Genomic DNA, 13532 nt, shown 5'->3' on the forward strand with positions numbered 1-13532 from the left:
CAGGAGGGGCCCGGCCCCGGGATCCGTGGATCCGGGGGCCGGGCCGTCACAGCTGAGCCGCCACTCGGGAGCGGCGGCTCTGCTCCGCTGCTAGGAGGTGTAGCCGGCCTGGATCTCCTCGAGCGCCTGGTCGGTGCTCGTGCCGTCGATCCAGTCGACCATGCCCTTGAAGAAGCTGTCCGAGCCCACTGCCTTCGGCATGAGGTCGGACGCGTCGAAGCGGAACGTGGTGTCCGGGTTCTGGAGGATCGCGATGGAGTCCTTCAGGACGTCGCTGCCCGCGTTGGCCGGGTCGAGACCGGTGTTCGCGGAGATGACGCCGCCGAGGGAGACGCGGCTGTTGGCCCAGTCGGCGCTGGCCAGGTACTCCTGGACCTTCGCGGTGTCCTCGTCGTTCGAGAACGCGGCGACCATCTCGCCACCACCGGTGACGGCCTGGGCGTCGTCGGCCTTGACCGGCGGGGTGAGGAAGGCCCACACGTCGCCGTCCTCGGCCACGTTGGCGCCGGCCGAGGTCAGGAAGCCCTCGAAGAACGAGGCCTGGTGGGTCAGCGCGCAGGTGCCGTTCGCCATGTTCTGGGCGACGTCGCCGAAGGCGGTGGAGTTGATCGACTTCACGTCGCCGTAGCCGGCGTTGACGAGGGTCGGGTCGAGGAGGATCGATCCGACGGAGTCGAACGCGGACTTGATGGCCGGGTCGGTGAAGGGGGTGTCGCCCGCGACCCAGGAGTCGTAGACGTCGGGGCCGGCCTCGCGGAGGACGGCGTCCTCGATCCAGTCGGTTCCGGGCCAGCCGGAGGCCTCACCGGAGTTGAAGCCCGCGCACCAGGACGGTCCGCCGGTCTTCTCGGCGATCGTCTTGCCGAGCGCCTCCATCTCGTCCCACGTCGTGGGAACGGAGACGCCCCACTCCTTGAACTTGGCCGGGGAGTACCAGATGTAGCCCTTGACGGACGCCATCAGCGGCGCGCCGTACTGGGTGCCGTCGACCTGACCGTACTTCTGCCAGTCCTCGGACCAGTTCTGCTTGACGTTGGCGAGGGCGCCCTCGGGGAGCTCCTGCACCTTGCCGGAGGCGACGGTGTCGGCGAGCAGACCCGGCTGCGGGAAGATCGCGAGGTCGGGGGTGTCGCCACCCTGGACCTTGATGCCGATCTGCTTCTCGAACTCCTTGTCGCCCGTGTACTTGATCTCGATGCCGCTCTCCTTCTCCCAGTCCGCCCAGGACTGCTCGAGAAGGGTGGCCTCGTCGCCGTTGATGGTGCCGTAGACGTTGACGACGCCGTCGGCGGTGCCGACCGTGCCGGCCGAGCTGCCGCCGCCGGCGTTCGGGTCGTTGGGGTCACTGCTGCTGGAGCAGCCCGCGAGTGCGATGCCGGCCGCTGCCAGAACGGCGACCGGGACGGTGATACGGCGGTGCAGGGATGACCGCATTCTTCCTCCTCATTGAGTGGTGGAACCAGCCGAGCAGGCCGCTCCTCGCCGATCGGGATCGGGAGGCTGTGGCGGCTCGAAGCGTGTGCCGCGACGACTCGGATGCTGGTGATGGCGATGCCAGGAGGAACTCCGAGCGGATCACCGGATTCGTGTGGGTGGGCTCCCACGGAGGGAAACCTTTCCACAAGAACGATGAAAGCACAACGCCGGTGATAGAGCGCTCTCTGAGATAACGATTCGGCGTCAGAACAGCGATCACGGCGGCCGGGCCGGGCGGAGATCGATCTCGGCGCGACGCCCGGCCGCCGGGCGGGGTATAACTTCCTGGAACCGTTTCCAGCATCGAGGCCGGACGGTCGGGAGGAACGCCGTGCCAGGCATCGAAGAGGTGGCCGAGCTCGCAGGAGTGTCGAAGGCGACGGTCTCGCGCGCGCTCAGCGGCCGGGGCTACGTCTCCGCGGGGACGAAGCAGCGCGTCGAGCGCGCCGCGACGAGCCTGGGCTACGTCGTCTCCGCCAACGCCTCCAGCCTCGTCACCGGCCGCAGCAACAACATCGCCGTGATCATCCCGATCATCAACCAGTGGTTCTTCGCCGGGATCATCGAGGGCATCGAGCGCGCCCTGCTCGCCGCCGGCTACGACCTGCTCCTCTACAACATCGACAAGCACCTCGACGCCCGCCGGAGCGTGTTCGAGTACTATCTCGTCCGCAAGCGCGTCGACGCGATCGTCGCCGTCACCCTCGAGATCTCGCCGCACGAGACGGAGGCGCTCCTCGCCCTGGGCAAGCCCATCGTCGGCATCGGCGGCGAGCTCCCCGGCATCCCCACCTTCAGCATCGACGACGTCGCCGCCTCCCGCCTCGCCACGGAGCACCTGCTCTCCCTCGGCCACGAGCGGGTCGTCCACATCGGCGGGCTCGCGGAGGAGGAGATGGACTTCCACGTCCACACGCAGCGCCGCGACGGCTTCCGCCAGGCGCTCGCCGCCGCCGGCCTCGAGCCGGGCGCGCAGGACATCGTGCCCACCACCTTCGACATCCCCGGCGGGCACAGCGCCGGACGGCAGGTCCTCGGCGACCCGCGGACCCGGCCGACGGCGATCTTCGCCGCCTCCGACGAGATCGCGATCGGGATCATCCTCGCGGCGCGCGAGCTCGGCCTCTCGGTGCCCGAGGACGTCTCCGTCATCGGGATCGACGACCACCCACTCGCCGAGCTCTTCGGTCTCAGCTCGATCCGCCAGGACCCGCGCCAGCAGGGCGAGCTCGCGGTCGCGCTGGTGCTGGACGCGCTGGCCGCCCTCGGTCGCGGCGAGCCCCCTCCCCCGGCCCGCCACACGCTGATCCCCGCCTCGCTGGTGATCCGCACCAGCACCTCGGCGCCGCGGGGGGCGAGAATCGGAGCATGAGCGACTCCGACACCCCCACTGTCCGCGACGTCCCCGAGCGGTCCCGCTTCGTGATCGAGGTCGGCGGCACTCCGGCCGGCTTCGCCGCGTACACCCGCCAGGGCGACGAGGTGACGCTCACCCACACCGTCGTCGACGACGCGTGGGAGGGCCACGGCCTCGGGAGCATCCTCGCGCGGGCCGCGGTCACCGCGATCACGGAGGCGGGCGGCACGGTCGTCCCGCGCTGCCCCTTCGTCGCGGCCTGGCTGCGCAAGCACCCGGACGTCGACGCCCGGGTCCGCTGGCCCGAGGACTGACTCACTCCGGGGGCGTCCTGCTCCCGATCTCCTGGAGCGCCCAGGTGTTGCCGTCCGGATCGGCGAAGTACGCGTACTGCACGCCGCCCAGGTCCTGGACCTCGCTGATCTCGAGCGAGCGGCCGACGAGCTCCGCGCGAGCGGCGGCGATGTCGTCGACGACGAGGTGGAGGGAGCGGACGACGCCCTCCTCCGGACCGGGGCCCATCCCGCTGCCGACCACGATCGAGCAGGCCGAGCCGGGCGGGGTGAGCTGGACCACGCGCATCGCGGCGGAGGGCCGCACGTCGTGGTCGAGGTGGAAGCCCATCACCTCCGTGTAGAAGGCGACCGCGCGGTCGACGTCGCTGACGGGGAGGGGGACGAGCTCGAGTCGCATCTGCACGCGACCAGTGTGCCGCGCGGCGGAACCGCGCGGGAGGGGTCAGTCGCGCGGACCGACGACGAGGCGCTCGTGCATGATCTCGACGGCGCGCTCGAGGACGCGGCGGTCCTCCGGAGTCAGATCGGCGAAGATCGGCGTCAGCGCGTCGCCGAGGTCGGTCCGCCAGGCGTTCAGCGCGTCCGCGCCGGCGGGAGCCAGGCGGATCTGCCAGGCGCGCGCGTCGAGGGGATCGGCGATGCGGTCCAGCCAGCCGGTCTCGACGAGGTTCTTCACGATCTTGGTCATCGTGGGCTGCGAGACGCGGCTCTGGGAGGCGAGCTCCCCCAGGCGCATCGGGCCCATCGAGAGGAGCACCGAGAGCGTGCGCCAGACGGCCTGCGACTCCTGGTTGCCGGTCGCCTGGGCGGCGAGGCGGGTGATCCGGTGCGTCACCGAGACGAAGTCGCTCAGGAGCTCGCTGAGCGAGACCTCGCTGGGCGGGACGTCGCGGGCGGGGAGCCCGGCGAGCAGATCGTGAGCAGTCACGCTCCGATCCTAGGGGCGCGCGCCGCCAACGGCGGGGAACGACGAAGGGCGCCGCCTCCGAGAAGACGACGCCCTGCGTCTGCAGGCGTGCCTGCGTCACCCTGACGAGCGACCGACCGGAGCCGGCACCCGCGACGGGTGAAGGGGATTACTTGACGGTGACGGTCGCGCCGGCGCCCTCGAGCTGAGCCTTGGCCTTCTCGGCGGTCTCCTTGTTGACGGCCTCGAGGACCGCCTTGGGGGCACCGTCGACGAGCGCCTTCGCCTCACCGAGGCCGAGGCTGGTGAGGGCGCGCACCTCCTTGATGACCTGGATCTTCTTCTCGCCGGCGGCCTCGAGCACGACGTCGAACTCGGTCTGCTCCTCGACCTCTTCGGCGGGGGCGGCCGGGCCGGCCACACCGGCGGCGGCGACGGGCGCCGCAGCGGTGACCTCGAAGACCTCTTCGAACTTCTTGACGAACTCCGAGAGCTCGATGAGCGTGAGCTCCTTGAAGGCCTCGATGAGCTCGTCCTGCGTGAGCTTTGCCATGATTTTTCTCCTTGTTTTTCTTTGTCTACGAACCGCGCGCGCACTGCTTCCCGGAAGGGGAAGACGTCAGCTCGCGGACTCCTGCTTCTCGCGCAGCGCCTCGACCGTGCGAACGGCCTTCGAGAGCGGAGCGTTGAACAGATATGCGGCGCCGAACAGCGAGGCCTTGAAGGCGCCGGCGAGCTTGCCGAGCAGAACTTCGCGGGACTCGAGGTCGGCGAGCTTGCCCACCTCTTCTGCGGTCAGCGGGTTACCGTCGAAGTAACCGCCCTTGACCACGAGGAGAGGGTTTGCCTTGGCGAAGGCACGCAGCGACTTCGCGACGGCGACAGGGTCGCCGTGCACGAACGCGATGGCCGAGGGGCCAGCGAGCTCGTCGTCGAAGGACGAGATACCGGCGTTGTTCGCCGCGATCTTGGTCAGCGTGTTCTTCACCACGGCGTAGGTTGCGTGCTCACTGATGTCCTTGCGCAGCGTCTTGAGCTGAGCAACAGTGAGACCGCGGTACTCGGTCAGCAGAACGGCCGTCGAGCTCTGGAACTTCTCCGTGAGTTCGGCAACCGAGGCTTCCTTGTTCGCCATGGCTACTCCTGTGAATTCTCGTGCCGGTAGCCCGAAGGCAGGCAAAGAAAAAAGCTCCGGCACAGGGGCGCGGAGCTTCGGGATCGCGGTGAGGCGGAACTGAACTCGTGCACCTGCGCGGGCAATTCGCTTCGCGAATCCTTCGTCCGGTGGCGATCCGCGGGGCCGGGGCCCTGCTCGTGCGCACACCGGAAACCGGCGGTCTTTGGCTTCGGGAAGCGTACGTCATCGCGGCGCGCGGGCGCAAGTCGAGGAGGAGGGTCCTCGCGCGGGATGCTGGAGGCATGACCGGCCCGACCCCCGACTCCGCCCGCGACGTCGACTCCGCGATCGCCTCGGTGGAGGGCGAGCTCAGCACCCTCTTCAACCGTGTGCGGGCGGCGATGCGCTCCTACGCCGAGCGTCTCCACCCGGAGCTGACGCCGCTGGGCTACAAGACGATCTCGGCGCTCGAGCGCCGCGGACCCGTGCACTCCGGCGTGCTGGCCGAGCTCCTCGAGATGGACAAGTCGGCGCTCAGCCGCCAGATCACGGCGCTCGACCGCCTCGGCTTCCTCGAGCGCACCCCCGACCCGCAGGACGGCCGCGCCACGATCCTCTCGGTGACTCCGGCGACCGCCGCGCGGCTGCGCGAGATCCGCAGCTCGAACCAGGCGCTGATGCACGAGGAGCTGCGCAGTTGGGCGCTCGCCGACGTCGAGCTCTTCGCCTCTCTCCTGCACAGGATCAACGACCTTGACATCTGACGCTTAGCACCCCGTCCGTTCGGGGACAATCGCCGGACGCCGCCCGCTCGACTGCGTAGTTTCGGAGGCGATGGACCAGCACTCCTCCTCTCTCCTCCCCCACGACGTCGACGGCGCACTCGGCTTCGCGCGCGGTCTGAGCGCCGACGCGCCCCGGCCCGGCACCGGTCGCACCGCCGAGCTGCACGGTCTCCTCGAGCGCCTGGCTCGGCACGACCTCGGCGTCGCGCGCGCGGTGGAGCCGCACCTCGACGCTCTCGCGATCCTCGGCGAGGCGGAGCTCGACCCGTCCGGACTCGGAGTCGCCGCCGACGCCGCCTGGGGGGTCTTCGCGGCCGAGGGCGGCGGGGATCCTCTGGTCGCGCGCGAGAGCGACGGCGACTGGCTGCTCGACGGAGTGAAGCCCTGGTGCTCGCTGGCCGACCGCCTCGACGCCGCCCTCGTCACCGCCCACGTGGGGGACGGCTCCGGCGAGCGCCGCCTCTTCGCCGTGGCGCTGCGCGACGGGACGGCGACGCCGGAGCAGGACGCCTGGCACGCGCGGGGCCTGACGGAGGTGCCCAGCGGACCGGTCCGCTTCTCCGGCACCCGCGCCGTCCCCGTGGGCGACGCCGGCTGGTACCTCTCGCGACCCGGCTTCGCCTGGGGCGGCATCGGTGTCGCCGCCTGCTGGCACGGCGGAGCCCTCGGAGTCGCGGCGGCCGTCGCGGCGGCGGCCGCCCGACGCGAGGACCCGCACCTCCTGGCCCACCTCGGAGCGATCGACACGGCGCTCTCCGCGTCGCGCCGGGCACTGGACGAGGCCGCCGCGGCGGTCGACGCGGGCGAGGCCGACGGCCCCCGCGGCTCGCTGCTCGCCAAGCGCGTGCGGGCGAGCGTCGCCGGAGCGGTCGAGGAGATCCTGCTCCGCGCGGGCCGCGCGCTCGGCCCGGCTCCGCTCGCCCTCGACGCCGAGCACGCCAAGCGCGTCGCCGATCTCACGCTCTACGTCCGCCAGCACCACGCCGAGCGCGACGACGCCGCTCTCGGCCGCGCCGTGCTCGCTTCGGGCGAGGCGGCCTCCTGGTGAGCCGGCCCTTCGACGGGCGCCTCGAGGGCACTCCTCTCGAGCGCTGGACCGCGGACGGCCGCCGCGACCGCCTCCCGGAGCTGACCCTGCCCGACGGGATCCGGCGCGTCCTGGTGGTCGTGGCGCACGCCGACGACGAGACCCTCGGCTGCGGCGGCACCATCGCGCTCGCGCGTCGGCGCGGGATCGCGGTCGACGTCGTCGTCGTGACCGACGGAGCCGCGGCCCACGGGGAGCGGGACGCGGACCTCGCTGCCGAGCGCCGGCGGGAGGCCTCGGACGCCCTGGCGGAGCTCGGCCCCGGCATCGGACTCGCCTTCCTCGACGTGCCGGACTCGGCGACCCCGGAGCACCACGAGCGCATCGCACGCGAGGTGCGCGAGCGGGCGGCCGGCGCCCCCGGGACCGTCCTGCTCCTCTCCACCTGGACCGGGGACGGGCATCGGGACCACCGCGTGGTCGGCGAGATCTGCGCGGAGGTCGCGCGCGAGCTCGGGCAGCCGCTGCTCGCCGCGCCGATCTGGCTGTGGCACTGGGCGGACCCGGAGGACCCCGAGGTGCCGTGGGGCGACCTCGTGCGCCTGCCGCTCGACGACGAGCTGCTCGAGCGCACCCGCCGCGCCCGCTCCCGCTATCCCAGCCAGACCCGCCCCGGGCCCGACGGGACCGGTGCGGTGCTCCATCCGCTCTTCCTGCGCACCTTCACCGGGGACGACCGGCTGGTGAGGATCGCATGAGCTACTTCGACGAGCTGTACGCCCGCCACGAGGACCCGTGGGGGTACACGAGCCGCTGGTACGAGCAGCGCAAGCGCGCCCTGACCCTCGCGAGCCTGCCGGAGCAGCGCTACGGCTCCGTGCTGGAGATCGGCGCCTCGATCGGCGTGCTGGCCGAGGCGCTGGCCGACCGGGCCGACCGCCTGCTGGCGATCGACGTGTCGAGCGCCGCCGTCGAGCGCGCCGCCCGCCGCCTCGCTCCGCTCGAGCACGTGCGGGTCGAGCACCACGACATCACCCGCGGCGTGCCGGAGGGTCCGTTCGACCTGGTCGTGCTCTCGGAGGTCGGCTACTACCTCGGCGACGCCCTCCCCGGCGTGCTGCGCACCATCCGCGACGCCCTCGCCCCCGCGGGGGAGCTCGTCACCGTGCACTGGCGGCATCCGATCGAGGGGCTCGCTCTGGACGGCGACGCCGTGCAGTCCGCCGTGGCCGAGCTGGGCCTGCACCGCCTCGCCCGCCACGAGGAGGAGGACGTCCTGCTCGAGGTCCACGCCCGCGACTCCCGCTCGGTCGCCCGCCGGACGGGGCTGGTGTGAGCCGGCTCGCGCAGGTGCTGGTCGTCGTCCCGGCCCTCGACGAGGAGGAGCGGATCGGCGGCCTGATCGCCTCCGTCCGGGCGAGCGCGACCCACCTCGCCCACCGGGCGCCCGGAATCGGGATGCGCCTCGTGGTCGCCGCGGACGGCTGCTCCGACGCGACCGGCGAGCGGGCCCGCGCCGCCGGCGCCGAGGTGCTGGAGCTCGCCCGCTGCGGAGTCGGCGCCGCCCGCTCCGCCGGGATCGCGCACGCCCTCTCCTCCGTCACCGCTCCGCTCGAGCAGGTGTGGATCGCCAACACCGACGCCGACACCGTGGTCCCCCGCGACTGGCTGGCCTCCCACGTCGAGCACGCGCGACGGCACGACGCGCTGCTCGGCACGGTCCGGCCCGACCCGGCCGACCTCTCCCCCGGCGCTTACTCGCGCTGGCGCGACGTCCGCGCGCGCGAGGAGTCGATCGGCAGCATCCACGGCGCGAACCTCGGCGTCCGCGCGAGCGCATACCTCGCGGCGGGCGGCTTCGGCCGGGAGCCGCTGCACGAGGACGTCCTGCTCGTCGAGCGGCTGCGCGCGAGCGGCGCCCGGGTCGGAGCGACGGACCGCGGCGAGGTGGTCACCTCCGGCCGCCGCGACAACCGGGTCGAGGGCGGCTACGGCCACTACCTCCACGCTCGCTTCCCGGCCGAGACGTCTCCGGCCTGCGGCTGAATCGGGTACACGCGCACGCGGAACACGATGCGAGGGGTCCCTGTCAATGGTCGGGCCGTGGTTTGTCACGGATTGCGCAGGAGAGTCAAATGGGTGTCGAGCACGACCCGGTGCTCTCCGATGGAAGGGTCACCGCATGAATCCCCGCCTCGTCCTGCTGGCACTGGTCGCCTTCACCGCCTACGTGTTCGGCTCCCGCGCCGGCCGTGGCCGCTACGAAGAGCTGCGCCACCTCGCACTCGGCGTGTGGAACGACCCGGCCACGAAGAAGACCCGCAAGAAGCTCAAGAAGACCTCCAAGCGCGAGGCCAAGCAGCTCACCGCCATCGCGAGCAAGGCCCGCGACAAGGTGCAGCGCCGCCTCCGCTGACCTCCGCTTCCACGACTCACAGGACACCGGCCCGCCGGTGTCTCCGCTCGCATCGGAACGGCCGATCGAGCACGAACTGAAGGAGAAACATCATGGGCATCATCAGCTGGATCATCCTCGGCCTCATCGCCGGGGCGCTCGCCAAGCTCATCCTCCCCGGCAAGCAGGGCGGCGGATGGATCATCACGATCGTCCTCGGCATCGTGGGCGCGCTGCTCGGCGGCTTCCTCAGCACGCTGTTCGGCATCCAGGACGCCGTCAACGGCATCAACATCGTGAGCATCATCGTCTCCGTCGTCGGTGCGATCGTCGTCCTCCTCATCTACGGCGCGATCGTCGGCCGCAAGTCCCGCGCGTAAGTCGCGCTCCCCGAAGGCCCCCGGCATCCGTGCCGGGGGCCTTCGGCGTTCCCGGAGCGGGCGCACCTCTGCTCAGGGGATCCGACTCCTCCTCCGCGGGGAAGCTGGATGTCCGCCGAGCGCGCAAGGGGTTGATGCTGAGAGCCGCAGGCGATGGACTGGAGGCACGACGGCGCGGCTCCACTGCGCCCTCGCCCCGACGAAAGGACGTACTCGCTCATGAGCGACGACACCGCAACGGTCCCCACGATCACCCTGAACAACGGCGTGGAGATCCCGCAGCTGGGCTTCGGCGTGTTCCAGATCGACCCGGCCGAGACCAAGGACGCGACCCTGGCGGCCCTCGAGGTCGGCTACCGCCACATAGACACCGCCGAGATGTACGGCAACGAGGCGGGCGTCGGCGAGGCCGTCCGCGCCTCCGGCCTCGACCGCTCCGAGGTCTTCGTGACCAGCAAGCTCAACAACGGCTTCCACGCCCGCGAGGACGCTCTCGCCGCGATCGACGTCACCCTCGGCGAGCTGAAGTTCGACTACGTCGACCTCTTCCTCATCCACTGGCCGCTCCCGAACGTGGGCGACTACCTGGAGACCTGGAAGGCGATGGAGGAGATCTACCGCAGCGGCAAGGCGAAGGCGATCGGCGTCTCCAACTTCCAGACCAACCACCTCAACCGGCTCCGCGCCGAGGCGACCATCGTCCCGGCCGTGAACCAGATCGAGGTGCACCCCTACCTCGTGCAGCAGGAGCTCCGCGCCTACGGCACCGAGCACGGCATCGCGACCGAGGCCTGGTCGCCGATCGCGCAGGGCCTCGTCCTCGACGACGACACCATCACCCGCATCGCGCGCAACGTCGACCGCAGCCCGGCGCAGGTCGTGCTCCGCTGGCACATCCAGCGCGGCGACATCGTCTTCCCGAAGTCGGTCACCCGCAAGCGCGTGGAGGAGAACTTCGCCCTCTTCGACTTCGAGCTCGACGACGAGGCGATGACCGACATCACGGCGCTCGACCGCGGCCACCGCACCGGCCCCGACCCCGACACCTTCAACTACATCCCGAGCTGATCCTCGGCTCCACGGAGCGCGCCCGGCCTGCAGTCGTCCTGCGGACCGGGCGCGCTCGTGCGTGGGGCGGCGAGCCGAGCCGCGCACGAACAGGGCGGGTCTCGAGACGCCGCGCTGCCGCTCCTCGACCGGCACGGTCACGGGCCGACCGCACCCCTGCTGATCGAGGAGCGGGCGCAGCCCGCGTATCGGGATCCACCCCACCGACGAACAGCGCGGATCCCGATGCGCCGGGCCCGCGGGTCAGCCCTGCTGCGAGTCGCGCCAGGAGTGCTCGGGGGCGTAGCCGAGGACCTCGCGGGCGTGGTCGATCGAGAGCAGGGTGCCGGTTGTCCCGAGGTCGCCGCGCAGCTCGACGCCGGGGAACACCTCGGCCACCAGCTCGGCGTTGGGGCGCGTCATCACGGTGTCGGCCGCGGCGATGATGAAGCGGTCGAACCCGGTCGTCTCGGCGAGCAGCGCCTTCTCGACCGCCTGCGCTCCGTCGCGTCCGTCGATGTAGCCCCAGAGGTTCCACTTGCGCAGCAGCGCGTCGGAGTCGAACGACGGGAACTCGGCGTAGTCGGCCTCGTCCATGACGTTCGAGAAGCGCAGGCCCGTGATCTTCAGGTCCGGGTGCCAGCGGCACAGCTCGATCGCCATCTGCTCCTCGAGGTGCTTGGTGAGCGAGTAGACCGACTCCGGGCGCGCCGGGTACTGCTCGTCGACCGGGATGTAGGGCGGCGGGACGTCGAAGGGCAGGCCCAGCACGGTCTCGCTGGAGGCGTAGACGACGTTGCGGATGCCGGCACGGATCGCTCCGTGGAACGCGTTGAACGTCGCGATCATGTTGTTGTGGAACGTGGCGACGTCGGGCACGAGGCCCGGCGCGGGGATCGCGGCGAGGTGCACGAGCGCGTCGATGCCCTCGTACTGGTCGTTGACCGACTGCAGCGCGTCCACGACCTGGCCGTAGTCGGCGATGTCGATGCGGACGAAGCCCGCGCCGCGGTCCCCCGCGCGGTCCAGGTTGAAGACCTCGTGCCCGGAGGCGCGGAGGCGGGTGACGACGTGGCGGCCGAGCTTGCCGGATCCACCGGTGACTGCGATTCTCATGCTCGAACGCTAACGGGCCTGAGCGACGAGGGACGAGGGTTGCGGATCAGCTCCGGGCATGGAGCGAGATCGCGCCGCCGACCTCGGGCGTCGTCTCGTCGGCGACGAGCTCCGTCCAGCGGCGGAGCACGGCGGCGCCGGCCGCGTCGTTCACGGCTCCGTCGACGACGAGGACCGGGTAGGGCTTCTCGGGCACGCCCTCTGCGGGCCGCACGTCGACGTGGGCGACGTCGTAGGCGTGCTCGAACAGCCAGTCGGCCATCGCGTAGTCGCTCCGGGAGTCGCCGACCGTGCGCCAGCGCTGCGGGATCGCGCCGGTCGCTCCGAGCAGCTCCACGGCGCGCTGGGCGCCGAGGTCCTTGCCGAGCCGGTTCGACTCGATGTCGGTCGAGATGACGGTCGGGTCGATGCGGAAGTCGACCGTCCCCTCCTCGTTCGGGTACCGGATGCCGCGGCGCTCGACTCCGAGGCCCGCGGCGGTCATGATCTGCAGGGCGTCGGCGTCGAAGACGAGCTGGCGCTCGAGGTAGTCCTCGCTCGGCAGGTCGACCAGCTGCTCGGCCGAGACCATGGCGCGCTTGGTCTCGTCGAAGAAGACCAGGTCGTCGTAGTCGGAGCGGATCATCCGCTCGAGGTCGCGGGCCACCGGCTCGGGGATCGCGAGCGACTCGTCGACGATCGGCTCCGAGGTGCCGCGGTAGTCGACGGTGAACCAGACGGCGCCCTTCTCGCAGACGCAGACGATGCGGGCCTCGGCCGAGACGCCGCGCTCGAGGAGCGCGGGCAGGACCCGCTCGCGCAGGAACGCGTCGGAGCGGCCCGTGTTGAACACGATCGGGATGCCGGCGTTGGCCAGGGTGACGAGGTCGTCGGCGATCTCGGGGATCGAGATCGTGCGCGTGACGGGGCTCGCGATGGGCCCGTCGACGTCGAGGAGCAGGCCGAGCGGAGGGGGTGTGGAGGTCATCGTGTCCCATTCTGCCGTGCCGGGGCCGCTCGACGCCTCCGTGACCGCCTCCACGCGGTCGGAGCGGCTCAGGAGGCGGGGACGACGAGGGTGCGCTGGGCGGTGGTGCCGTCGGGAGCGAGGACGGCGAGGGTGATCAGGGTCTCGGAGTCGCGGCAGTCGGCGGTGACGGCGGCGTAGCCGGACTCCACGAGGTCGACGAGCTCGCCCGCGCTCGCGTCGGTGGTGCCGACGGCCAGGCGGGCGGTGGCGCCTCCGCTCGTCTCCCACGACAGAGCGAGCGGGACGGAGGCGGTGCGGTCGCCCTCGCAGTCGACGGAGGCGGGGGTGGAGGCGAAGGAGACGATCACGGGAAGAGCGTCGGATGCGGTGCCCGGCTCGGTGTCGGACGGAGCGGCGGAGGCCGTCGGCGCGGGGGCGGCGGCGCCGTCGGCCGCCTCCGCGGAGCCGGGAGCGGCGGACGTCGCCGGAGCGGTCCCGGACGGCGCCGAGGACGGGCCCCCGGACGCCGTGGCTGCGCCGGGCGCTCCCCCGCCGGCGGGCCGGACGAGCAGCACGATCGCGAGGACGACGGCGACGAGTCCGAGGGCGGCGAGGACGATGCCGGTGGTGCGGGCGGGGCGGGACGGCATCGGTCCTCCTGGGACGGGACGGGACGGGAC

Annotated in this window: 18 protein-coding genes; 10 read left to right on the plus strand and 8 right to left on the minus strand. The window is 71.7% G+C overall.

What is annotated here, in order from left to right:
• Positions 1-90: 90 nt before the first annotated feature.
• The gene (locus C5C25_RS13810; protein WP_104227181.1) at positions 91-1434 is read right to left on the minus strand and encodes an ABC transporter substrate-binding protein; all 1344 of its coding nucleotides are present in this window, start codon (positions 1432-1434) and stop codon (positions 91-93) included.
• Positions 1435-1807: 373 nt separating this feature from the next.
• On the opposite strand from C5C25_RS13810, the gene C5C25_RS13815 reads away from it, so the two are divergent.
• Together C5C25_RS13815 and C5C25_RS13820 are read left to right on the plus strand one after the other, a co-directional pair.
• Positions 1808-2848: a LacI family DNA-binding transcriptional regulator gene (locus C5C25_RS13815; protein WP_104224337.1), complete on the plus strand. Its 1041-nt coding sequence runs from the start codon at positions 1808-1810 to the stop codon at positions 2846-2848.
• Positions 2845-3147, plus strand: coding sequence for a GNAT family N-acetyltransferase (locus C5C25_RS13820; RefSeq protein WP_104224336.1), 303 nt, complete (start codon positions 2845-2847; stop codon positions 3145-3147). Before C5C25_RS13815 ends, C5C25_RS13820 begins: the two co-directional genes overlap by 4 nt.
• A gap of 1 nt (position 3148) precedes the next feature.
• Here C5C25_RS13820 and C5C25_RS13825 read toward each other — a convergent pair whose 3' ends face one another.
• The 4 genes from C5C25_RS13825 to rplJ form a co-directional block, all read right to left on the minus strand.
• Entirely contained in the window at positions 3149-3532 is a 384-nt protein-coding gene (locus C5C25_RS13825; protein WP_181074635.1) for a VOC family protein, read from the minus strand.
• Between the two features lie 39 nt (positions 3533-3571).
• A complete protein-coding gene (locus tag C5C25_RS13830; protein ID WP_244229591.1) occupies positions 3572-4057 on the minus strand; it encodes a MarR family winged helix-turn-helix transcriptional regulator in 486 nt (161 codons plus the stop codon).
• 148 nt (positions 4058-4205) lie between these two features.
• The gene (rplL, locus tag C5C25_RS13835; RefSeq protein WP_104224335.1) at positions 4206-4589 is read right to left on the minus strand and encodes a 50S ribosomal protein L7/L12; all 384 of its coding nucleotides are present in this window, start codon (positions 4587-4589) and stop codon (positions 4206-4208) included.
• A 66-nt stretch (positions 4590-4655) separates the two neighbouring features.
• On the minus strand, positions 4656-5171 hold the full coding sequence (rplJ, locus tag C5C25_RS13840; RefSeq protein ID WP_055791018.1) for a 50S ribosomal protein L10: 516 nt from the start codon (positions 5169-5171) through the stop codon (positions 4656-4658).
• A gap of 284 nt (positions 5172-5455) precedes the next feature.
• On the opposite strand from rplJ, the gene C5C25_RS13845 reads away from it, so the two are divergent.
• The 8 genes from C5C25_RS13845 to C5C25_RS13880 all read left to right on the plus strand — a co-directional run bounded on the left by C5C25_RS13845 (position 5456) and on the right by C5C25_RS13880 (position 10808).
• Positions 5456-5917 carry a MarR family winged helix-turn-helix transcriptional regulator gene (locus C5C25_RS13845; protein WP_104224334.1) on the plus strand — a complete coding sequence of 154 codons (462 nt, stop codon included), beginning with the start codon at positions 5456-5458 and terminating at the stop codon, positions 5915-5917.
• 70 nt (positions 5918-5987) lie between these two features.
• Positions 5988-6986 (plus strand): acyl-CoA dehydrogenase, encoded by a 999-nt coding sequence (locus tag C5C25_RS13850; RefSeq protein ID WP_219814411.1) that lies wholly within the window; start codon positions 5988-5990, stop codon positions 6984-6986.
• Positions 6983-7723, plus strand: a complete 741-nt coding sequence (locus C5C25_RS13855) for a PIG-L deacetylase family protein (protein ID WP_181133706.1) — start codon at positions 6983-6985, stop codon at positions 7721-7723. The genes C5C25_RS13850 and C5C25_RS13855 overlap by 4 nt, the downstream gene beginning before the upstream one ends.
• Positions 7720-8301 (plus strand): class I SAM-dependent methyltransferase, encoded by a 582-nt coding sequence (locus C5C25_RS13860; protein ID WP_104234596.1) that lies wholly within the window; start codon positions 7720-7722, stop codon positions 8299-8301. The genes C5C25_RS13855 and C5C25_RS13860 overlap by 4 nt, the downstream gene beginning before the upstream one ends.
• Positions 8298-9011, plus strand: coding sequence for a glycosyltransferase family 2 protein (locus tag C5C25_RS13865; RefSeq protein WP_104250942.1), 714 nt, complete (start codon positions 8298-8300; stop codon positions 9009-9011). Before C5C25_RS13860 ends, C5C25_RS13865 begins: the two co-directional genes overlap by 4 nt.
• Before the next feature lie 136 nt (positions 9012-9147).
• On the plus strand, positions 9148-9381 hold the full coding sequence (locus tag C5C25_RS13870) for a hypothetical protein (RefSeq protein WP_104227476.1): 234 nt from the start codon (positions 9148-9150) through the stop codon (positions 9379-9381).
• A gap of 92 nt (positions 9382-9473) precedes the next feature.
• Entirely contained in the window at positions 9474-9740 is a 267-nt protein-coding gene (locus tag C5C25_RS13875) for a GlsB/YeaQ/YmgE family stress response membrane protein (RefSeq protein ID WP_104224330.1), read from the plus strand.
• 219 nt (positions 9741-9959) lie between these two features.
• Complete coding sequence (locus tag C5C25_RS13880; RefSeq protein ID WP_104224329.1) at positions 9960-10808, plus strand: aldo/keto reductase; 849 nt, start codon at positions 9960-9962, stop codon at positions 10806-10808.
• Positions 10809-11051: 243 nt separating this feature from the next.
• Here C5C25_RS13880 and C5C25_RS13885 read toward each other — a convergent pair whose 3' ends face one another.
• The 3 genes from C5C25_RS13885 to C5C25_RS13895 all read right to left on the minus strand — a co-directional run bounded on the left by C5C25_RS13885 (position 11052) and on the right by C5C25_RS13895 (position 13502).
• Entirely contained in the window at positions 11052-11903 is an 852-nt protein-coding gene (locus C5C25_RS13885; protein ID WP_104227477.1) for an NAD(P)-dependent oxidoreductase, read from the minus strand.
• A gap of 46 nt (positions 11904-11949) precedes the next feature.
• The gene (locus C5C25_RS13890; protein WP_104234599.1) at positions 11950-12870 is read right to left on the minus strand and encodes a hypothetical protein; all 921 of its coding nucleotides are present in this window, start codon (positions 12868-12870) and stop codon (positions 11950-11952) included.
• Positions 12871-12938: 68 nt separating this feature from the next.
• Positions 12939-13502: a hypothetical protein gene (locus C5C25_RS13895; protein ID WP_104250943.1), complete on the minus strand. Its 564-nt coding sequence runs from the start codon at positions 13500-13502 to the stop codon at positions 12939-12941.
• Positions 13503-13532 lie beyond the last annotated feature (30 nt).

The sequence above is a fragment of the Rathayibacter sp. AY2B9 genome, from assembly GCF_002931595.1.
Taxonomy (GTDB): Bacteria; Actinomycetota; Actinomycetes; order Actinomycetales; family Microbacteriaceae; genus Rathayibacter.